At 60.0% G+C, this 20852-nt stretch carries 22 protein-coding genes; 13 read left to right on the top strand and 9 right to left on the bottom strand.

From position 1 onward, the window contains the following. The 3 genes from KJF94_RS07925 to KJF94_RS07915 all read left to right on the top strand — a co-directional run bounded on the left by KJF94_RS07925 (position 1) and on the right by KJF94_RS07915 (position 1769). On the top strand, positions 1 to 675 hold the full coding sequence (locus tag KJF94_RS07925) for a glutathione S-transferase family protein (protein ID WP_214382418.1): 675 nt from the start codon (positions 1 to 3) through the stop codon (positions 673 to 675). 29 nt (positions 676 to 704) lie between these two features. Next, positions 705 to 1031, top strand: a complete 327-nt coding sequence (locus tag KJF94_RS07920) for a putative quinol monooxygenase (protein ID WP_214382416.1) — start codon at positions 705 to 707, stop codon at positions 1029 to 1031. Positions 1032 to 1199: 168 nt separating this feature from the next. Then, positions 1200 to 1769: a DcrB/PsbP domain-containing protein gene (locus KJF94_RS07915; protein ID WP_214382414.1), complete on the top strand. Its 570-nt coding sequence runs from the start codon at positions 1200 to 1202 to the stop codon at positions 1767 to 1769. Positions 1770 to 1772: 3 nt separating this feature from the next. On the opposite strand, the gene KJF94_RS07910 is transcribed toward KJF94_RS07915, so the two are convergent. The 3 genes from KJF94_RS07910 to KJF94_RS07900 all read right to left on the bottom strand — a co-directional run bounded on the left by KJF94_RS07910 (position 1773) and on the right by KJF94_RS07900 (position 4818). Then, a complete protein-coding gene (locus KJF94_RS07910; protein WP_214382412.1) occupies positions 1773 to 2489 on the bottom strand; it encodes an alpha/beta hydrolase in 717 nt (238 codons plus the stop codon). A gap of 234 nt (positions 2490 to 2723) precedes the next feature. Further along, positions 2724 to 3836, bottom strand: coding sequence for a M14 family metallopeptidase (locus KJF94_RS07905; protein ID WP_214382410.1), 1113 nt, complete (start codon positions 3834 to 3836; stop codon positions 2724 to 2726). A gap of 202 nt (positions 3837 to 4038) precedes the next feature. Next, a complete protein-coding gene (locus tag KJF94_RS07900; RefSeq protein WP_214382408.1) occupies positions 4039 to 4818 on the bottom strand; it encodes an ABC transporter substrate-binding protein in 780 nt (259 codons plus the stop codon). A 174-nt stretch (positions 4819 to 4992) separates the two neighbouring features. Between KJF94_RS07900 and KJF94_RS07895 the strand changes: the two genes are divergently transcribed. Then, a complete protein-coding gene (locus KJF94_RS07895) occupies positions 4993 to 5634 on the top strand; it encodes a type 1 glutamine amidotransferase (RefSeq protein WP_214384785.1) in 642 nt (213 codons plus the stop codon). Between the two features lie 202 nt (positions 5635 to 5836). Here the strand turns inward: KJF94_RS07895 and KJF94_RS07890 are convergent, their stop codons facing one another. Beyond that, positions 5837 to 6271 carry a rhodanese-like domain-containing protein gene (locus KJF94_RS07890; RefSeq protein ID WP_214382406.1) on the bottom strand — a complete coding sequence of 145 codons (435 nt, stop codon included), beginning with the start codon at positions 6269 to 6271 and terminating at the stop codon, positions 5837 to 5839. A gap of 101 nt (positions 6272 to 6372) precedes the next feature. Here KJF94_RS07890 and ftrA point away from each other — a divergent pair, with 101 nt between their 5' ends. Next, positions 6373 to 7347: a transcriptional regulator FtrA gene (gene ftrA / locus KJF94_RS07885; RefSeq protein WP_214382405.1), complete on the top strand. Its 975-nt coding sequence runs from the start codon at positions 6373 to 6375 to the stop codon at positions 7345 to 7347. Positions 7348 to 7437: 90 nt separating this feature from the next. Here ftrA and cobF read toward each other — a convergent pair whose 3' ends face one another. Both cobF and KJF94_RS07875 read right to left on the bottom strand, forming a co-directional pair. Further along, positions 7438 to 8193 carry a precorrin-6A synthase (deacetylating) gene (gene cobF / locus KJF94_RS07880; RefSeq protein WP_214382404.1) on the bottom strand — a complete coding sequence of 252 codons (756 nt, stop codon included), beginning with the start codon at positions 8191 to 8193 and terminating at the stop codon, positions 7438 to 7440. Then, positions 8193 to 8765 carry a histidine phosphatase family protein gene (locus KJF94_RS07875; RefSeq protein ID WP_214382403.1) on the bottom strand — a complete coding sequence of 191 codons (573 nt, stop codon included), beginning with the start codon at positions 8763 to 8765 and terminating at the stop codon, positions 8193 to 8195. Before KJF94_RS07875 ends, cobF begins: the two co-directional genes overlap by 1 nt. A 538-nt stretch (positions 8766 to 9303) precedes the next feature. Here KJF94_RS07875 and KJF94_RS07870 point away from each other — a divergent pair. The 3 genes from KJF94_RS07870 (at position 9304) to KJF94_RS07860 (ending at position 12434) form a co-directional block, all read left to right on the top strand. Further along, positions 9304 to 10320 carry an arginine N-succinyltransferase gene (locus KJF94_RS07870; protein ID WP_214382402.1) on the top strand — a complete coding sequence of 339 codons (1017 nt, stop codon included), beginning with the start codon at positions 9304 to 9306 and terminating at the stop codon, positions 10318 to 10320. Positions 10321 to 10375: 55 nt separating this feature from the next. Next, positions 10376 to 11410 (top strand): arginine N-succinyltransferase, encoded by a 1035-nt coding sequence (gene astA / locus KJF94_RS07865; protein WP_214382401.1) that lies wholly within the window; start codon positions 10376 to 10378, stop codon positions 11408 to 11410. A gap of 154 nt (positions 11411 to 11564) precedes the next feature. Beyond that, entirely contained in the window at positions 11565 to 12434 is an 870-nt protein-coding gene (locus tag KJF94_RS07860; RefSeq protein WP_214382400.1) for an isocitrate lyase/PEP mutase family protein, read from the top strand. Positions 12435 to 12491: 57 nt separating this feature from the next. On the opposite strand, the gene KJF94_RS07855 is transcribed toward KJF94_RS07860, so the two are convergent. Together KJF94_RS07855 and KJF94_RS07850 are read right to left on the bottom strand one after the other, a co-directional pair. Next, positions 12492 to 13733: a M20/M25/M40 family metallo-hydrolase gene (locus KJF94_RS07855; RefSeq protein WP_214382399.1), complete on the bottom strand. Its 1242-nt coding sequence runs from the start codon at positions 13731 to 13733 to the stop codon at positions 12492 to 12494. A gap of 127 nt (positions 13734 to 13860) precedes the next feature. Next, positions 13861 to 14934 carry a diguanylate cyclase gene (locus KJF94_RS07850; protein WP_214382397.1) on the bottom strand — a complete coding sequence of 358 codons (1074 nt, stop codon included), beginning with the start codon at positions 14932 to 14934 and terminating at the stop codon, positions 13861 to 13863. Positions 14935 to 15127: 193 nt separating this feature from the next. On the opposite strand from KJF94_RS07850, the gene KJF94_RS07845 reads away from it, so the two are divergent. The 3 genes from KJF94_RS07845 (at position 15128) to hglS (ending at position 19053) form a co-directional block, all read left to right on the top strand. Further along, positions 15128 to 16582: a flavin-containing monooxygenase gene (locus KJF94_RS07845; protein ID WP_214382395.1), complete on the top strand. Its 1455-nt coding sequence runs from the start codon at positions 15128 to 15130 to the stop codon at positions 16580 to 16582. Positions 16583 to 16604: 22 nt separating this feature from the next. Continuing rightward, positions 16605 to 17546: an alpha/beta fold hydrolase gene (locus KJF94_RS07840; protein ID WP_214382393.1), complete on the top strand. Its 942-nt coding sequence runs from the start codon at positions 16605 to 16607 to the stop codon at positions 17544 to 17546. Positions 17547 to 17670: 124 nt separating this feature from the next. Next, positions 17671 to 19053: a 2-oxoadipate dioxygenase/decarboxylase HglS gene (gene hglS / locus KJF94_RS07835; RefSeq protein ID WP_214382391.1), complete on the top strand. Its 1383-nt coding sequence runs from the start codon at positions 17671 to 17673 to the stop codon at positions 19051 to 19053. Positions 19054 to 19132: 79 nt separating this feature from the next. Here the strand turns inward: hglS and KJF94_RS07830 are convergent, their stop codons facing one another. Further along, on the bottom strand, positions 19133 to 19810 hold the full coding sequence (locus tag KJF94_RS07830; RefSeq protein WP_214382390.1) for a type 1 glutamine amidotransferase domain-containing protein: 678 nt from the start codon (positions 19808 to 19810) through the stop codon (positions 19133 to 19135). A gap of 23 nt (positions 19811 to 19833) precedes the next feature. On the opposite strand from KJF94_RS07830, the gene KJF94_RS07825 reads away from it, so the two are divergent. Both KJF94_RS07825 and KJF94_RS07820 read left to right on the top strand, forming a co-directional pair. Continuing rightward, entirely contained in the window at positions 19834 to 19980 is a 147-nt protein-coding gene (locus KJF94_RS07825; RefSeq protein WP_214382388.1) for a hypothetical protein, read from the top strand. A 240-nt stretch (positions 19981 to 20220) separates the two neighbouring features. Next, positions 20221 to 20736, top strand: coding sequence for an Hcp family type VI secretion system effector (locus KJF94_RS07820; protein WP_007948242.1), 516 nt, complete (start codon positions 20221 to 20223; stop codon positions 20734 to 20736). Positions 20737 to 20852 lie beyond the last annotated feature (116 nt).

The following is a 20852-nucleotide window of genomic DNA, read 5'->3' as shown; positions in this document are numbered from 1 at the left end:
ATGAAGTTCTTTTTCCACCCTTCGCCCAACCCGATGAAAGTTGCCCTGCTGCTCGAAGAGCTGCAAACGCCGTACGAATTGATCGGCGTCGACACCTTCAAGGGCGAGCAACATCAGCCGGCCTTTCTGGCGATCAACCCAAACGCCAAGGTGCCAGCGCTGGTCGATGGCGACGCCACCGTCTTCGACTCCCAGGCCATCCTGCTGCACCTGGCGCAAAAACATCAGCGCTTCCTGCCGACCTCGGTCACCGGGCAAGCCGAACTGCTGTCGTGGCTGATGTTCATCGCCACCGGCCTGTCGCCGTTCTCCGGCCAGGCTGTGCATTTCCTGCACCACGCACCGGAAGACCTGGCCTACGCGAAAAACCGCTACCTCAAGGAAGTCGAACGTCACTACCGCGTGCTCGACCAGCGTCTGGCCGATCATCCCTATCTGGCGGGCGACACCTACAGCATCGCCGACATGGCGCTCTGGGGCTGGGCCAGTTACGCACCGTACATCCTCGGCGAGAACGGCCTGGTGGCGTACCCGAACGTCAAGCGTCTGTTCGATGAAATCAGCGCCCGCCCGGCAGCGCAGCGCGCCCAGGGTCTTAAAGAGAAACTGGTGTTGAAGGCCGAGTTCGACGAAGAAACCCGCCGCAATCTGTTTCCACAGAACCAGGCGCAGTAAGCCGTTTCCGACATTCGAAGGTGATGAAAATGAGTGATCAAGTCGCGTTTATCGTTTACCTCCCGGCCAAACCCGAACGTTTCGCCGAAACCAAGGAACGGTTGCTGGACGTGGTGCACCAGATGTCAGCCGAGCCGGACTTCGTCAACACCTGGGTCCACCAGTTGCAGGGCGACCCGAATACCCTGGTGCTCTACGAAACCTGGAACTGCAGCAAGGAAGACTTCATCACTCGTCACCTGCGCAAGCCGTATCGCCAGGAATATGAAAAACACCTGCCGGCGTTGTTGGCCAGCGAACGCAGGATCGAGTTCATGGATGTGATCAAGAGCTACCCGGTGCGCCGCGAGGTGTGACTGCGTCAAATCCCTTGGTGAGGGCTCGGCTCTCACCACGGGGACACTGGCCACGTTCAAAAGCGGTTTATTCACTGGAACCCGACCGTCCGTTAGCCCACGCTGGAATGCGTCACGACCTCCATGGGATGATCGCCCCCCACCGCGAGTCCACCCTGGAGATTTTGAATGTCACTGTTGAGTAAAAAAGCCGTTGTCCTGCTGCTGGCGGTTGCCAGCCTGGGGGCTTTGAACGCGCAGGCTGCCAAGGTCGTGGCCAAAGAGGCAGCGTCGACGCAGAAAGTCTCGATGCTGGGCAACAAGTTCACCTTTACCCTGCCCAAGGGCTTCATCGCCAACGCTCTACCACCGAGCTCGACTGGCGCGAGTGGCACCATGTACACCAACGAAACCACGAAAACCGTGGTGATCGCTGCTGAAAACACCATCCCCGGTGGCGTCAATGCCAAGGACAACGACGGTGAGTTCCTCGACGCCACGGCATCCGACTTCGCCACCGAGCAAGCCAAGGCGCTGCCGGATTTCACCAAGCTCAGTGAAAAAAGCATCACTCAGAAAGGCACCGGCCTGGGACTGCGACAGCTCGACAGCATCGCCACCCAGGGCGGCGGCAAAACCCTGGATACCACGCTGATGGCCGCCTCGGGCACGCGCATGGCGCTGGTTCAGGTAATTTCCCGCCTCAGCGACAATGCCGGCCATGAAGCGCTGGTTAAACAGATCGTCAGCGGCAAGTAAGGCTCAGGGGTTGAGCCCCTGCAACCAGGCGCTCAAGTCCTGCATCTCGGTGGCACTGATGCTGTGACCGACGCCTGGGTAGGCATGAAACTCAGGCTTGAGTGACAGGCTCTGCAACAGGCTGTCCGCCTCGGTGCCATCGTTGAAGGGAAGGCGTTTATCCGCCGTGCCATGCCCGATGAAAATCGCCAGTTTCTGGCGTTTTTCATCGGGTTTGAGTTCGGACTTGAGCACCGGCAAAATCCGCCCGCTCAACGCTGCGATCCCACCCACGACCTCGGGGTGACGCAGTGCAACTTCGTAGGACATGATCGCGCCCTGGCTGAAGCCCACCAGGAAAACCTTGTTCGGTTCTGTGTGATATTTCTTCGCAGCCTGTGCGACGAAATCCAGCAACACCTGGCCGCTGGCCTTCAGATCATCCGTCTCGCCGTTGTAGGCACCTTCACCTTTTTTGCGAAACCATTGATAACTGCCCTCTTCCATCACCATCGGTGCACGCACCGACAGGTAGTTGTAGCGAGTCGGCAGCTCATCCTTGATGCCGAACAGGTCCTGTTCGTTACTGCCGTAGCCATGGAGGAAAATGACCAGAGGCTGATTGACGGATTCGGGGTTGGCCTGCTCCAGGTATTTGAGCGGCAGATCGGTGTGCAGCGGGGTTTGAGCGTGGACGGCGGCGGACGCCAGGAGTGTCAGCAGAGCGAAAACCTTCAACATAAACCTTCCTTCACAAAGCGCAGGATTCGGGGCAGAGCCTAACACTGTGAAGCCGGCCGGGGGATTTTCGGCGAGCCGACTGCCGCCTTCGCCAGCAAGCTGTGCTCCTACAGGGCACCGCCAATTCCGTAGGAGCACAGCTTGCTGGCGATGAGGCCCGACAAGGCACCGCCAATTCCGTAGGAGCACAGCTTGCTGGCGAAGAGGCCCGACAAGGCACCGAAGACTCCCCGGTCAGTCGTTAATCAGCTTCCCGACCCGAATCGGCGCGCGCCCCGCCACTTTCGCCTGCCATGTACCGGGTTGCGTATAGCGCCCACGATCAATCGCAAACAACACCCCGCTGGTCCCGGCGCGCACGGTGGTGACCCGATCGTTCAACGGATCAACCACTTCAAACAACGCATCACCCTGCTCCACCCACTCACCGGCCTCGCGCAGAAAACTGACCACACCATGATGCGGCGCAAACAGATATTCCGTGCCTTCAAACGGCATGCCCTCACAACATTCGCTCGGTGCCGCTGGCCAGGTGCCTTTGATGAAACCCTGCTCGGCGAGGAACCCGAGAATGGCCTCGCAATTGGCCTGGGCCTGATCGACGCGGGTATCGCCCATGCTGCCCAATTCCAGGGTTGTCGCCAGGTTGGCCGGTGGAATCGCCGCCTCGGGGAACGCCCTGGCGAGTCGCAACCATGGCGAAGAACAGGACTCATCGAATGAACTGCCGCCGGAATCTTCACACAGCAACGCGACACCCGCCTTCAAGCGCGCCGCCAGTGGCTGCCACTGCGGCCAGTGTTGCGGCAAGGCGTAAATATGAATGGCCGCCTCGAAATCGCAATGCAGGTCGAGGGTAATGTCGGCGTCGCAGGCGTGGCGCAGCAGCAAGCGGTGCATGGCTTCCAGTTGCGACTTTGGCACAGGTAAATCGTCGAGCACCTGGCCCATGGTCTGACGGATCAGCGCGATGTTGGCGTGTGCGTCGGTACCCAACTGATCGCCGATCAACTCGCCCACTGGCGCGCTCAGTTCGACGAACGAGCGGTTGAAATTCTTGCCACTGCCGAGTTCGAAACGGCCCATGTGGCTGCCTTGCAGGTGCTGGTCCAGACCGATGGGATTGGCCACCGGCACCAGTTCGATCACGCCTTGCAACTGGCCCTGGGTTTCGAGTTCCGTCAGGCGTTTCTTCAGTTCCCAGGCCGTGCGCATCCCGGGCAGTTCATCCGCGTGCAGGCTGGCCTGGATGTAAACCTTGCGTGTGCCCGCGCCATAGCGAAACACGCTGAGGGTGCGTTCGGTGCCCAGGTGGCTCCAGGGCAGTGGATGGTCGATGCGTTGCATGGGAACTCCTGAATTTCAGAACACTGAGAAACCCTGTGGGAGCGAGCTTGCTCGCGATAGCGGACCGACCTCAGCATTGATGTCGTCTGACACGACGCTATCGCGAGCAAGCTCGCTCCCACAGGGTTCTCGTTTCAATAGAAAGAAAGCATAAAAAAAGTGGCAACCGCATCACTGGTTGCCACTTTTTTATACGGCTCGATTACTCGCCGTAAACGTCAAAAGCGAAGTACTTGTCCTGCACTTGCTTGTACTTGCCGTTGGCGCGGATTTCAGTGATGGCGGTGTTGAATTTGTCCGCCAGCTCTTTATCACCCTTGCGCACCGCAATACCGGCGCCGCCGCCGAAGTACTTGGCGTCTTCGTAGGTAGGGCCGACAAACGCGAAGCCTTTACCAGCGTCGGTTTTCAGGAAACCGTCGTCGAGGTTGACCGAGTCCGCCAGCATCGCGTCGAGGCGGCCGGAGACCATGTCCAGGTTGGCTTCCTGCTGCGAGCCGTAACGCACCAGGATAATGCCCGCCGGTTGCAGCACTTCAGTGGCGAAGCGGTCGTGGGTACTGGCGCGCAGTACACCGACTTTCTTGCCCTTGAGTTCGGTCAGCGGGTCTTTCACGTCGGAGCCTTCCTTCATCACGAAGCGCGCCGGGGTGTGGTAATACTTGATGGTGAAATCGACGTTTTTCTTGCGGTCGTCGGTGATGGTCATGGACGACAGGATCGCGTCGATTTTCTTGACCTTCAGGGCCGGGATCAGGCCGTCGAACTCTTGCTCGACCCAGACACACTTCGCTTTCATCTGCTCGCACAGCGCGTCGCCGATATCGACGTCGAAACCGGTGAGCTTGCCGTCAGGCGTCTTCATCGAGAATGGCGGGTAACCGGCTTCGATACCAATGCGGATCGGCTTGGCGTCATCGGCCACAGCGGTCAGGGACAACATCGACAGTGCCAGGGCACCGAACATCACTAGCTTCTTCATTTATAACTCCTGTGTGCGGAGGCTTTTATTGGCAGCGTTCGATTGGTAGCTTTCGGTCAGAGCTTTTTTATTGGAGAAGACCGAAGTGGCGGGCAGTCTAGAGCGGCTGCAGGCGTGCAAATTGTGCATATGCGACAAATACTTATAAAAAAGGCGAGCTGAATGAACAATGAAATGCGCGGGTTGAACCTGATCCAGCACCACCCTGCCGAAGGTCCGGGCGCGATTGCCGAGTGGGCCGAGTCGCGTGGATTGCCGTTGAACGTCTTTCGCGCCGACCTTGGCCAGTTACCACCCGTGAGCGCGCAACCGGTTATTTTGTTGGGCGGGCCTTATGAGTCCAACGCCGGACCGGCGTGGCTGGAGGCAGAACGGCTGTGGCTGGCGGGCTGCCTGGATCGAGGCGCGCCGGTGTTTGCGATTTGTCTGGGAGCACAGTTATTGGCGCTGGGGCTGGGCGGAAATGTGCGGCGGATGGATCGGACCGAAACGGGCTGGACCTCAGTGACGTTTGCCGATGGCCAGAAGCTGAACGTGCTGGAGTGGCACGAAGACGCGATAGAGCTGCCACCCGGCGCGCAGTTGCTGGCCAGCAGCGATCAATGCGAGCAGCAGATGTATTGCATAGGCCCTGCGCGGGTGGGTTTGCAGTTTCATCCGGAGTGGAACGCAGCATCGGTGGCGACGCTCAATGCGCACTTTGCCGATGAGTCGCCGCTGCCACGGGGTGAACCGGACAGCGCCGCCCATGCAGCCGTTTTTGAATGGTTGCAGGCGACGCTGGATCAGTGGTGGGCGGTATCAAGCGGCCGCTGACTCTGTGGAAGGTGCTTTTGTGGCAGGCACCTTTATGGCAGGTGCCTTTGTGGCGAGGGAGCTTGCTCCCGCTCGGCTGCGAAGCAGTCGAAAAAGTGAGAATGTGCTCTTCCTGACACAATGCAGTAGCAGGTTTTGGGGCCGCTTCGCGACCCAGCGGGAGCAAGCTCCCTCGCCATATTTGATCAACGCGGTCTGAAGCTCAGCATTCACAACCGATGATGGTCGCGGCAGGCTGTTGCACCTGCGTGCTCAATTCAAGCCCTTCATCCAGCCACCCGGTCACCCCGCCAATCATTTCCTTGACCGGGTAACCCAGCGCCGCCAGTTTCACCGCGGCCTTGTTGGCACCATTGCAGTGTGGCCCGGCGCAATACACCACGAACAGCGTGGATTTCCCATAACCCGCCAACCCTTCGGCGGTCAGCAGTCGCCCCGGCAAATTGATTGCGCCCGGCACATGTCCGCGCTCGAACGCCTGCGGACCGCGCACGTCCACCAGGACAAAATCCACGTCCCCCGCCTGTTGGCTGTTGTAGACGTCGGAACAGTCGGTTTCAAAAGTCAGACGGTTGCTGAAATGCATCAGGGCAATGGCCGATGGTGCGGCGGGAACATGGCGGACCAGGCTGGTCATGGGGCGTACTCCAGAGTCTCGGTGGGTGTGAGAAGACTTTATTCCCCAGTCGCCAGCGGCTAAAGTGGCGCACAAGACACTCACCGGGAACTTTCCGCCAAATGCAGCCCACCCCTGGATTGGTCGCGATTCTGGCCTACGACGGCCTCTGCACATTCGAGTTCGGCATCGCCGTGGAGATCTTCGGCCTGGCACGGCCGGAGTTCGATTTCCCCTGGTACGAGCACCGGATCGCCGCCGTCGATCAGGGCCCGATGCGCGCCATGGGCGGGATTCAGGTGCTGGCCGATGGCGGCATGGAACTGCTCCGAGACGCCCGGACCATCATCATTCCCGGCTGGCGTGATCGCAGCGCCCCGGTGCCCGAAGCGTTGATCGCGGCCCTGCGCCAGGCCCACGCACGAGGCGCGCGGTTGCTGTCGATCTGCTCGGGCGTGTTTGTGCTGGCGGCGACCGGTTTGCTCGACGGTCACGGGGCTACCACGCATTGGCGCTACACCGCGGAACTGGCCGAGCGATTCCCGAACATTCTGGTGGACCCGGACGTGCTTTATGTCGACTCGGGCCAATTGATTACCTCGGCGGGCAGCGCGGCCGGTATCGATGCCTGCCTGCACCTGGTGGCGCGGGATTTCGGCACGCAAGTGGCCAATTCCGTGGCGCGGCGGCTGGTGATGTCACCGCAACGCACCGGCGGCCAGGCGCAGTTCATTCCGACACCGGTCAGTCCTACGCCGCGCAGCGATCTTTCACGCGTGATGCAGTGGGCTCGGGAGCGCTTGCATGAACCACTGGAAGTTCGCGACCTGGCCAGCGAAGCGGCCATGAGTGAACGGACTTTTCTGCGTCGGTTTACGGAAGCCACAGGCATGCCGCCCAAAGCGTGGTTGCAACATGAACGCCTGGCGCGGGCTCGGGAGTTGCTGGAAAGCACCGGGCAGAACACCGACAGGATTGCTGAACACTGCGGTTATCGCTCGGTGGAAAGTTTCCGGGTGGCGTTTCGCAACGTGGTCGGCGTGCCGCCGTCGGTGTATCGGGAGCGGTTTGGGCGGGGGGTCAAAGCGGGGATTTGAGGTGTGGTTGAGGGCCTCTTCGCGGGCAAGCCTCGCTCCCACAGGTATGGTGGTGACTTATAGGAGCGAGGCTTGCCCGCGAAGGCGGCTTCAAGGCTTACGCAAAAGATACGTATCCATAATCCACCCATTGGCCAACCGCGCCGCCTTGCGCACCCGCTCGATCTCATCCGCCACGTCCTTGAGCTTGCCGCTGATGAGGATCTCATCCGGCGTCCCCAAGTAGGCACCCCAGTAAATCTCTGTCTCCTGATCCGTCACCTGATGGTAGGAATCTTCCGCGTCGAGCATCACCACCAGGCTGTCGGCTTCACTCACCTGCCCGGCCGCCAACCGCCTGCCGGTAGTGATTTCGATGGATCGACCGATCCGGTTCAGCGGCACCTTGTGCTGCGCCGCCAACGCCTGAACGCTGGTGATGCCGGGTATCACGTCAAACTCGAAGACACATCGGCCTGACGCCAGAATCGCCTGCAGGATTCGAATGGTGCTGTCATACAACGCCGGATCGCCCCACACGAGGAAACCGCCGCACTGACCGTCGGACATTTCCTCATTGATCAGCCGCTCGAAGGTCAGCTGCTTGGCAAGGTTCAGATCATCCACACTGGCCTTGTAGTCCACATCACCGCGCTCACGCTCCGGGCTGTGCGCTTCAACGAAGCGGTAATCGGGGTCGCTGATGTAGCGTTCGCAAATCTCGCGACGCAGGTCGATCAGCTTGTCCTTGCTCTGGCCTTTGTCCATCAGGAAAAACACATCAACCAGGTTCAGCGCCTTTACGGCCTGCATCGTGATGTAGTCGGGGTTGCCGGCACCGATGCCGATGACCATCAGTTTTTTCATTAACAGGCTCCTTCAACGCCAGTGCCCGACAAACGCAAGCGCCAGCAACCGTTGAACCGCAACTCGATGGCTGACAGCGGTTCGACGTCGATTAAATTGAACGACGGGCTTTGCAACACCTGGGTCAACGCCGCACGAATGACAAATGGATGGGTGATGGCAACGATGTGCCCCGGCGTTGCTTCCAGTGTCTTGAGCCATGCAGCCACCCGCTCACCGAGTTGTGCCACAGACTCGCCACCGTGAGGCGCCGAGTGCGGGTCATCGAGCCAGGCCTGCAGCGTCTGCGGTTCGGATTTCTGCAGATCATCGATCTGCGCGCCGTTCCAGCGTCCAAAATCGCAATCCCTCAGCGCCTCGACAATCTCCACATCACTGCCGAACAACCCGGCGGTTTGCCGTGCCCGACGTTCCGGACCACTGAACAGGCGAGGCTTCCCCTTGAACCGGGAACGAAGGGAGCCCTGTGCCGATTGCCAATCCATCTCAACAGGCTCATCCGTAGGAAAGCGCGCCAATTTCTGTGCGACGGTTCGAGCGTGGCACATCAGGGTCAAACGGGTTGCCTGCACGAAAGATCACTCGGCTGAAGGAAAAGAAAACGGCATCAAGCCACCATTCAGGCGCAATTGTGCCGTAAGAAATGCGATCGAGGGCGTTTCATTACGCCGATCCTTCTTAAAAAGCAGCTATCTCTGACATCACTGTCAGCGAGGGCCTACAGCGCTGATCGACATCCGTGTAGCCCCCAACCTACGGGCATTTCGCCCCATTTTGGGGCTGGACAGGAACGCGCAAAAATTCACTAGACATGGGGCGCGGGTTAAATAAATACTGCTGTAACGGATTATTAAATGTAAACAATACCCCCCATCCAGCAGGAGCCCGGATGCCCTCTCCCAGCACCATGAACCACCGCCTCCGTTGCCAAAACCCCGACCGGTCTCTCACTACATGGGACACCGAAACAGTGCTGTCCCGAATAACGGCTGACTAGAAAAAGAGCGGCGCTGGCAAACCATCAAGCGACCGCCGATTAAACGCGTGGAAACCGACAGTGATAGTCAGGTTCGTGCCAATCGCCGAACCCTTTGATACAGGAGTGCATCCATGCTGGTCTTACGCCCAGTGGAGTTAACCGACCTGCCCCAGTTGCAGCGACTGGCGCGCGAAAGCCTGGTCGGCGTCACGTCCTTGCCGGACGATACCGAACGCTTGCGCGAGCGGATTCTCGACTCCTGCGCCTCATTCGCCAAAGACGTCGAGGGTCATGGCCCGGAAAACTACTTCTTCGTGCTGGAGGACCTGACGAACCAACGCCTGGCAGGCTGCTCGGAGATCCTCGCCACGGCCGGTTTCGACGAACCGTTCTACAGCCTGCGCAACCGCCATTTCACCAGCGCCTCGCGAGAACTGAACATCGAGCATGGCGTGCCGGCGCTGTCGTTGTGTCATGACCTCAGCGGCCATACCTTGCTGCGTGGTTTTCACATCGATGCGGCGCTGGTGCGCACACCGTCCTCCGAACTGCTGTCACGGGCGCGACTGATGTTTATTGCCGCTCATGCGCAGCGCTTTGCCGAAGCGGTCATCACCGAGATCGTCGGCTACAGCGACGATGAAGGAGGGTCGCCATTCTGGGACGCGCTGGGCAAACACTTCTTCGACTTGCCCTACGCCGAGGCCGAGCGCCTTTGCGGGCTGGAGAGCCGGACGTTCCTGGCCGAACTGATGCCGCACTACCCGATTTACGTGCCGATGCTGCCCCAGGCAGCGCAGGACTGCATCGGCCGAATCCACCCCGATGGCCAGGAAGCCTTCGATATCCTTGAACGCGAGGGATTCGAGACCAACAGTTACGTAGACCTGTTCGACGGCGGCCCGACCTTGTACGCGCGCCTCGCCAGTATCCGTTCCATTGCGCAAAGCCAGACCGGCACGGCAACACTGGGCGACGTCATCGATGCTCGCGGTCGCTACCTGGTGAGCAACGATTCGCTGAAGGACTATCGCGCCATCGTCGCCGACCTGGACTACACCGCCGGACATCCCGTGCCCTTGAGCACCGAGATGTGCACGGCCTTGAACGTAAGCGAAGGCAGCCCGATCCGGTTGATCGCCCTGTGAGCATCATCCGGGCCCGAGCCCAACGACTGCGTCGCCCCGTAGAAGGAGCTGCATCATGATTGTCCGTCCGGTTCACGTCACCGACCTGCCCGCCCTGCTGGCACTGGTGCGGCAGGCCGGTCCGGGGTTTACCACCCTGCCCGCCAACGAGGATCGCCTGGCCCACCGGTTGCGCTGGGCACAACGGACCTTCGCCGAACAGGTCGAGCGGGCCGACGCCGACTACCTGTTCGTGCTCGAAGACGACGACCAGCAAGTGGTGGGGGTCAGTGCCCTGACGGGGGCCGTCGGGCTGCGCGAGCCCTGGTACAACTATCGGGTCGGCCTGACGGTCAGTTCGTCACCGGACCTGGGTATCCAGCGGCAGATTCCAACGTTGTTTCTGAACAATGAAATGACCGGGCAATCGGAGATCTGCTCATTGTTCCTGCGACCCGATCAACGCCAGGGCAGCAATGGCCGACTGCTGTCGTTGGGACGCTTGTTGTTTGCGGCCGAATTTTCCCACCTGTTCGGCGAGAAGCTCATCGCCGAACTGCGTGGCAGCGCCGATGAGCAAGGCTGCTCACCGTTCTGGGACAGCCTGGGCCGGCACTTTTTCAAGATGGACTTCAGCCATGCTGATCACTTGTCGGGGCTGGGCAGCAAAGCGTTCATCGCCGAACTGATGCCACGTCAACCGCTATACACCTGCCTGCTCACCGAACAGGCCCAGGCCGTGATCGGCAAGGCTCACCCCAACACCGAGCCGGCGATGAAAATCCTCACGGCCGAAGGTTTCACCCACAAAGGCTACATCGACATCTTCGACGCCGGCCCGGTCATCGAGGCACCGCTGTCGAAAATCCGCACCGTACGCGACAGCCAGGCGCTGGTGCTGACCATCGGCACCCCGGACGAGCAGGCTCCGGTCTGGCTGATCCACAACCGCCGACTGGAAAGCTGCCGCATCACCGCCGCCCCGGCCAGGCGAGTGGGCAACAGCCTGATCGTCGACCGGCTCACCGCCAAACGCCTGCAACTGCAACCCGGCAACTCCGTACGCGCAGTGCCGCTGCTCAATCAACAGCAACAGGCTGTGGCAGCCTGAAAAACCTGCCTCCCACCCTACAGGATGGGCTTCGATCACGGCCGTCCAGCAAATTCGTCATCATTCTCCCCCCTGTTGCGTGATAGCCTTTTGTATCTTCGGCGTTGACACTCTTGCTCAAGCCCTTCCATTCCTTTGTATTGGTGGAACTCATATGTCCAGGCTTTCTCATCAGGATTTGCGCCGTAACTTCCGTGAACTGTTCGCTTCCAACACGTGCTATCACACGGCATCGGTCTTCGACCCGATGTCTGCACGCATCGCGGCGGACCTGGGTTTTGAAGTGGGGATTTTGGGTGGTTCGGTTGCCTCGTTGCAGGTACTGGGCGCCCCCGACTTCGCCCTGATCTCGCTCAGCGAGTTCGCCGAGCAGGCCACCCGAATCGGTCGCGTTGCGCAATTGCCGGTCATCGCCGACGCCGATCACGGCTACGGCAACGCATTGAACGTCATGCGCACCATCGTCGAGCTCGAACGCGCCGGCGTGGCTGCCCTGACCATCGAAGACACGCTGTTGCCCGCGCAATTCGGCCGCAAGTCCACCGACCTGATCTGCGTCGCCGAAGGTGTCGGCAAGATCCGCGCCGCGCTGGAAGCACGGGTTGATACGGAAATGGCAATCGTTGCTCGCACCAATGCCGGGATCCTGCCAGTGCAGGAAGTCATCAGCCGTACCCAGCAGTACCAGAAAGCCGGTGCGGACGGGATTTGCATGGTGGGTGTGCGTGACTTCGACCACCTCGAACAGATTGCCGAACACCTGACCGTGCCGCTGATGCTGGTCACCTATGGCAACCCGCTGCTGCGCGACGACAATCGCCTGGCCGAACTGGGCGTGCGGGTCACCATCGACGGGCATGGCGCTTACTTTGCGGCGATCAAAGCGACTTACGACAGCCTGCGGGAACAGCGGCAGATCTTCACTCAGGCGTCGGATCTGAGCGCGACGGAACTGACGCATACCTACACGCAGCCTGAGGAATACATTCGTTGGGCGGAAGAATTCATGAGCGTTAAAGAGTAAAAGCGTGCGTCTGTTCTGGCGCCAGCGTCTGCCGGCGATGGCGCCAGAACTGACGACTTATTTCTTGGCCAACTCCATGATCATCCGCGACAACAGATAAATCCGCGGTGCCACACTCTCAACCTCCGCGTATTCCTCCGGCGTATGAATATTGCCGCCCACAATCCCGAACCCATCCAGCGTCGGCGTACCCACGCCTGCTGACAGGCTCGCATCCGCCGCGCCGCCACTGCCCTCTTCCGTCAACTTGCGCCCGATTTCGCCATAGATTCCCTGCGCCATCGCCATCAGCCGATCCGATTCGGCCGTTTGTGGCATCGGCGGCAAGCCGCGCTGCAGTGTGGTGGTGACTTCGGTGTCGGGTATCAGCTTGTCTTTGGAAACCCGCGCCAGATCCTTCTCGATCCGGTCGAACTCTTCCGGCACCGCCGCCCGCACGTCAGCCTTGGCCGTGGCTTGATCGGGAATCACGTTGGTGCGGTCGCCGGCCTTGAGCACAGTGAAGTTGATGGTGGTTTTCTTTGCTTCATCGCCCAGTTTGCCGAGCTGCAAAATCTGGTGCGCGGCTTCCATGGCGGCGTTACGACCCAGCTCAGGAGCGACACCCGCATGGGCCGCCTTGCCTTTGACTTCGACGACGGCGGTCGCGCTGCCCTTGCGCCATACCACTAGGCCATCCGCCGGGCGACCCGGTTCGAGGTTAAGGGTGACGTCATGGGCCTTGGCGGTTTTCTTGATCAGGTCGGTGGCGATGTCCGAGCCGGTTTCCTCGCTGGCGTCGAGCAGAAAGGTGATTTGCGCATAGTCCTTGAAGTCGAGGTTCTTCAGGACTTTCAGCGCGTAGATACCGGCGACGATGCCGCCCTTGTCATCCATCACACCCGGCCCGTAGGCGCGACCGTCCTTGATATGAAACGGGCGTTCGGCGGCAGAACCTTCCTTGAACACAGTGTCCATGTGCGCCATCAACAGGATTTTCGCCTTGCCAGTACCCTTCAGCGTCGCGATCACGTGGTTGCTGTTGTCCGGCGTGTTCGGCACGAGTTCGATGGTGGCGCCGAGTTTTTTCAGTTCATCGATGGCGATGTCGCTGACCTGGGTCAGGCCCGGTTCATAACCGGAGCCGGAATCGATGTTCACCAGCCGCTCCAGCAGTTTCAGGGCTTCACCCTTGTACTGTTCGGAATCGGCGAGGACTTGCTTGTGGGGTTCGGCGAATGCCGTGGGGGCGAAGGTGCCGAGGGCGAGCGTGAGGCCGAGGCTGGTGGCCAGCAGGGAGCGAGGGAGATTGAGCGTCATGAATCGGTCCTTGTTTCGTGTCGGGAGTCAAAAACACCCTACCTGACTATCGCGCAAGGCTCTAGACCGGATGCGACACCTACAACCCCGATTCACCGAAGATCCCTTGTGGGATTTGTGCAGGCCTTCAGACCGAGTCGAGCAGTTCATGACGGGGCTTGCCGTCCCCGCAACAAATCACGCGATTTCGGCCAGTGGTCTTGGCCTCATAGAGCGCCTGATCGGCGTCGTTGAGCCACAGCATCGCGTCATTGTGGGCCGGGTTGAAGGCGGCGAGACCAATGCTCAGGCTGACTTTCAGCGCAGGGCTCTGCTCGTAACCGAGGGTGGCGAAGCGATCACGAAGCGCATCCATGGCAGCCGCAGCATGATCGAGCGCAAGGTCCGGGAGGATGACGCAGAACTCGTCGCCACCGTAGCGACCCGCCACATCGGCCGCCCGCAGGTTCTGTTTGAGCATCTTGCTCAGTTGACGCAACACGATGTCCCCGGCGACATGGCCGTAGGTGTCGTTGATGGTTTTGAAATGGTCGATGTCGATCAGCGCAATCGCCCCGCCCTGAGGCTGGCGTTTGCAGCGCTGGAATTCGACTTCCAGCTGATCTTTCCAGGCGCCGTGATTGAGCAGGCCGGTGAGGCTGTCGGTGCGGCTCAGGGCCAACAATTCACGCTTGTGCCGGCCCAGCGTGGTGGCCTGTCGGAAGCAGATCCAGCCCAGCGCCAGCGGATACAGGGTCAACAGCGGCAGGCAGGCATACATCTGCAACGGGCTGGTTTGCGGTACGAAGGCCGGCGCAAACACCAGAAATCCGACACCGATTCCCAACACCTGCGCAACCGCACCCACCAGCAGGAAGCGCAGGCCGCCAATGGCCACGTTGTTCATTGCCATCATGGCGATGGTGGTTGCGCTGGGCAGCGGATTGAATTGCATGGCGGCGACCCAGACGCCACCGAGAAAGGCATCGACCAGCAGATTACGATGTTCGGCGTGGTAGGGAACCTTCGCCCGACGCGCCCATTGGTAAGCGACGTGCGGCCAGAAGATACCGTTGAAGAGCATCAGTGCCCAGACCCACGGCGCCGGGTCAAGTGGGTACATCGCGGCGGCAACACACACCAGTCCCGAGGCTAAACCCAGGGTTCGCGTTGCATAGAGCCTCCTGGCCAGTGAAAGTCCTTTTCCGCCCGTTTTTTCCATTGGAGCCTCTGCACCACTGCACGGAACCTGCTGACACCGGGGTTTCAGGTGTGGTGGAAGTCTAACAGGGTAACGTCAAATAGCCATCACCGGTTCGCAACCTGAATACCCCGGTATTGCCGTGAGGCGGGCGTAGAATGTTTGGCTATACATGAAGAGAGGGTTCAATACACAACGATAAAAAAGGAGACCCATGCAGACTTTTCAAGTGTTGATCATCGGCAGCGGTTTTGGCGGGCAGTGCGCGGCGATCAATTTGCTCAAGGCCGGCATCGATGATTTTCGACTGCTGGAACGGCGGGACTTTTTCGGCGGCACCTGGTGCCAGAACACGTACCCCGGTGCAGCCGTCGATGTGCCCTCGCCGCTTTATTCGCTGTCCTTCGCCCCTTACCGCTGGACACAAATGTTCGCCGAACAGGCCGAACTGCACCGCTACACGCAGCACGTGGTGGATCAATTCGGCCTGCGCGACCGTGTGGAACTGGAAGCCAACGTCGAAGGCATCGAATGGGACGACGACACGAAATGCTGGGCAGTGCACACCGCGAACAAAGGCACGTTCTACGCCCGGTTCCTGATCAATGCCACGGGACCGCTGAGCCAACCCGTCATCCCGCATTTCGAGGGCCGGGAGCGCTTTCGGGGCAAGACTTTTCACACCAACAATTGGGATCATGCCTACGACTATCGGCAAAAACGCGTCGCCATCGTCGGCAGTGGCGCCAGCGCGGCCCAGGTGATTCCGGCCATTGCGCCGGACGTCGAGCATTTGCATGTGTTCCAGCGCACGCCGCACTGGGTGCTGCCACGGGCCGATCGCGCCTTCGGCCCCTTCCAGCGCTGGTTGCTCGGCCTCAAACCGGCCTACAAACTGCTGCGCTGGATGATCTATTGGCAATTCGAAACGCGGGTGATTGCCTTCAAATACTCGAAACCGGCGATCCGCATGGTCCAGCAACACGCCCTGCGTTTCCTCAAACGCCAGGTCCCCGACCCTGAACTCAGGCGCAAACTGACACCGGACTACACCATCGGCTGCAAACGCGTCATCATCTCGAGCACCCTGTACCCGGCACTCGGTCGGCCCAACGTTACGTTGCACAGCCGCGAACAGGGCATTGCGTCCATAGACGAAACCGGCATCGTCACCCAGGACGGGCAACACATCGACCTGGACCTGATCGTCTGGTCCACCGGTTACGACGCCACCGACGGGGTGATTTCCTACCCGGTAACAGGAAAAAACGGCAAGCAACTCAGGGATTTCTGGGCCACCTACCCTCGCGCCTATCTCGGTACCAGCCTGCCGGACTTCCCCAACCTGTTTATCGTCACCGGGCCCAATACCGGCATCGGCCACACTTCGGCGCTGTTTATCATCGAATCCCAGATGAATTACATTCTCGATTGCATTCGCACGCTGAAAGAACAAGGTTTGCGCAGCATCGAAGTTCGCCCCGAGGCAGAACGTACCTACACTGAAATGATCCACCGGGAAATGGAACGCACGGTGTGGAAATCCGGAGGCTGCCACAGTTGGTATCAAAGCAAGAGTGGTCATGTGATTGCCATGTTTCCCGGGTTCAGTTTCAGCTACCACCGATTGACCCGGACGCTGAAACCCGCCGATCACATCTTGTCCTGATCAGAGAGAAGGGAGACGCCTGATGCTTTTGTTGGTTGTCGCAATCGCGGTTTTCGTGGCCTGGAGCTGGTTGAGCTACCCGGCCATCGGTCACTGGCTCTATGACCTGAACATGGCGGCCGAAGCCAAGCTGTATCGGCTGCACAAGATCGTCGTACCGATTGCCGAAATGACCGTTTCGACCTGGCAAGGCGGGCCGTACGAAGCGTCAAGCAGCGTGCTGATGCTTCACGGCTACAGTGCCGACAAGAACCTCTGGCTGCGCTTCGCCCGGCATTTTGTCGGCACTTACCGGGTGATCATCCCCGACATCGCCGGGCATGGCGAAACCGGCTTCAAGGCCGGTGGCGGGTACGACATTCCTTTGCAGGCGAAGCGGATGATCCAGTTGCTCGATGTCTGCGGCGTCGAGAAGGTGCATGTGATCGGCAACTCGATGGGCGGCTACATGGCGGCGTGGCTCGCGGCGACTTACCCGGACCGCATCGCCTCGGTTGCCCTGATCGACCCGGCCGGTGTCACCGCGCCCGAAATCAGTGACCTGGAACGCCACTTGGCCAAGGGCCACAACCCGTTCCTGATCAACTCCCGGGAAGAATTCCGGCGCTTCTACGCCATGACCATGGCCGAGCCGCCATGGGTGCCCGGCGTGGTGCTGGACGCCATCGCCCAGCGTTATGAACAGTCCCGGGATGAGCTGGAAGAAATCTTCAGGGACTTCCGTGCCAGCCCGCCAATGGAGCCGAAGCTGCCCGACATCAAGTGCCCGGCGCTGTTGCTGTGGGGGCGCAAGGACCGCTTGATCGACGTCAGCAGCGTGGCGATCTGGAGCAAAGGCATCGAAGACCTGCGGGTGGAGATCTGGGAAGGTGTCGGCCATATGCCGATGGTCGAGGCACCGGCAGGCACGGCGCGGTTGTATCGCGAGTTTTTGGCATCCCAGCGCACTCAACTCCATGTATAGCGGAGGGCTGCCGCTTCAGCAGTCCTTTGCAGAATGAAGTCCGTAAGATTCTTCGTTTGTCGGCGCCGCGGAAGGCTGCGATCTTTTCTCCCATCCCTCTCGTCACCGCGCCTGGAATTTTTTCATGAGCCACCCAAGCTTTGTCAGCCCTGACCTGATCCGCCAACGCTTCTCCAAAGCGATGTCCGACATGTACCGCGAAGAAGTGCCGCTGTACGGCGCGCTGATGGAACTCGTGGAACAGACCAACCGCCATGTACTGGACAGCGAACCGCAGATCGCCCGGCAGTTGAACAGCACAGGCGAAATCCAGCGTCTGGACCTGGAACGTCACGGCGCTATCCGCGTCGGCACTGCCGATGAACTCGCCACCCTCGCCCGGCTGTTCGCGGTGATGGGCATGCAACCCGTTGGCTATTACGATTTGACCCCGGCCGGCGTCCCGGTGCATTCGACGGCGTTCCGCGCGGTGCATGAGGCCGCGTTGCAGGTCAGCCCGTTTCGGGTGTTCACCTCGCTGCTGCGTCTGGAACTGATCGAAGACCCTGAGCTGCGTGCCTTTGCCCAGTCAGTATTGGATAAGCGTTCGATCTTCACGCCAAAAGCATTGGACCTCATTGAACGTGCTGAAACCGAAGGTGGCCTCACCGAGTCCGAGGCCAAGGACTTCGTCGAGCAAGCGCTGGAAACCTTCCGCTGGCACCACAGCGCCACGGTCACTGCCGAGCAGTACCAGAAACTCAGCGCCCAGCATCGTCTGATCGCCGATGTCGTGGCGTTCAAGGGCCCGCACATCAACCACCTGACGCCGCGCACGCTGGACATCGACATTGTGCAGGCGCAAATGCCGGCCCACGGCATCACCCCCAAAGCAGTGATCGAAGGTCCGCCCCGCCGTCAGTGCCCGATCCTGCTGCGCCAGACCAGTTTCAAGGCGCTGGACGAACCTGTTGCTTTCACCGATCAAGCCGAAAGTCACGGTAGCCACAGCGCCCGGTTCGGCGAGATCGAGCAGCGCGGCGCCGCGCTCACCCCCAAAGGTCGGGCGCTGTACGACCGATTGCTCAATGCTGCCCGTGACGAACTCAAAGACTTCCCCAACGAAGCCAACGCCGCACGCTATAACGCGCTGATGACGCAGCACTTCAGCGAATTTCCTGACACCGTTGAGGGAATGCGTCAGCAGGAACTGGCGTACTTTCGCTATTTCGTTACGGAAAAAGGTCAAGGGGCGGAAGCGCTTAAGTCTTCGTCGCTGGAAGACCTGCTCAGCGGCGGTTATTTGCGGGTTGAGCCACTGGTTTACGAAGATTTCCTGCCGGTCAGTGCGGCGGGGATTTTTCAGTCGAACCTGGGGGATGCGGCGCAAACCCACTATGGCGAGCATTCGAATCAACAGGCGTTCGAGAAGGCCCTCGGGCGCTCGACCATTGATGAGTTGGGGTTGTATGCCGAGACGCAGCGGCGTTCGATTGAGGAATGTTTTGCAACCTTGACCGTACGTTGAACTGTAGGAGCACGGCTTGCCGGCGAAGGCGATTTCAAACGCGCCTTCGCCGGCAAGCCTGGCTCCTACAGGTTTTTAGTTATTTCAACTGCGCCAACAGCGCTTCAGCCGTGGCCTCGGACGACGCCGGATTCTGACCGGTCAGCAGCAGCCCGTCAGTCACCACATAACTCGCCCAGTCCTCACCCTTGGAATAAATCCCGCCCTTCTCCTTGAGCATGTCCTCCACCAGAAACGGCACCACGTTCGTCAGTTGCACCGCTTCCTCCTCGGAGTTGGTGAAACCCGTCACCCGCTTGCCCTTGACCAGCGGCTGACCGTCCGCCCCCTTGACGTGGCGCAACACGCCCGGAGCATGACAGACCGCCGCCACCGGTTTGCCTGCCTTGTACAACGCCTCGATCAACGCGATCGAGTTCTTGTCTTCGGCCAGATCCCACAACGGACCATGGCCACCCGGATAGAAAACAGCATCGTAATCGTCAGCCCTGACACTGCTCAGCAGCGCGGTCGACGCCAATGCCGACTGGGCCGCAGAGTCTTTGCGGAAGCGATCAGTGGCCGCGGTTTGCGCGTCCGGCTCGTCGCTCTTCGGGTCCAATGGGGGTTGCCCGCCCTTGGGCGACACCAGCGTCAGCTGAGCGCCGGCGTCTTTGAAAGCGAAATACGGTGCGGCGAATTCTTCCAGCCAGAAGCCGGTTTTCTTACCCGTATCACCCAATTGATCGTGGGACGTCAAAACCATCAGGATTTTCATGTCGCGCTCCTTGAATTCGGGGAATGTTCAATCACCTCGGCGCTGGGTTTGACCACCAGGCAGCGCTGTTCGTTGCACTTTTCACACCGGCGCTCTGCGTGATGGCCAACCGCCTTGATGCGCAAGAAGTTGCGCAATCGATACGGCAAAACACGCTGCTTCAGCGCTGAACGCCCGGCTTGTCAGGCCTTCCAGCCCAGTGCGCAAGAAGTTGCGCAGTGCTGCGCAAGTTCTTGCGCACATTCTGCGGTGAACGTTGCCGGCCAGCTTTCCAGCGACCAAAAATTCACTGCGAAGCCCTGATTTATAGGGCTTTCAGCGTTTCTGGCACGGACCTTGATAACAGTCATGCACCCACCGGGCGATATCGCCTCCCGGGCACCCTCACTTATTCAGCAAGGAGAGCATCCATGGCAACACCAGCGTACATGTCCGTCACTGGCGAAAAACAAGGTCTGATCACTGCCGGCGCATTCACCGCCGACTCGGTTGGCAACACCTACCAGGAAGGTCACGAAGACCAGGTCATGGTTCAGGCTTTCAGCCACGACGTGATCATCCCGCGTGACCCGCAATCCGGCCAACCGACCGGTCAGCGCGTACACAAGCCAGTCGTGATCACCAAGGTATACGACAAGTCTTCGCCACTGCTGCAGGCCGCTTTGACCTCCGGCGAGCGCATGAGCGAAATCGTTATCCAGTGGTACCGCACCTCGGCTCAAGGTACCCAAGAGCACTATTACACCACCAAACTGGAAGACGCGATCATCGTCGCCATCAACAACAAAATGCACAACTGCCAGGATCCGTCGAACTCGCACTTCACGCACCTGGAAGAAGTGCAATTCACCTACCGCAAAATCACCTGGACCCACGAAGTATCCGGTACTTCGGGTTCCGATGACTGGCGTCTGCCGGTGGCCTGATCCAGGTCGACCGTCTAAAGCATCGGCCAGCTCTGCTGGTCGATGTTGTTTACGCCCTTCCAGAATTTTCGCGTCCGCAAGCTCCCTGCACGGGTGCCGGAGAACGCCGCAGCACT

The organism is Pseudomonas hormoni, assembly GCF_018502625.1.
Lineage (GTDB): Bacteria > Pseudomonadota > Gammaproteobacteria > Pseudomonadales > Pseudomonadaceae > Aquipseudomonas > Aquipseudomonas hormoni.
This window is presented reverse-complemented; position numbering and strand designations above follow the sequence as displayed.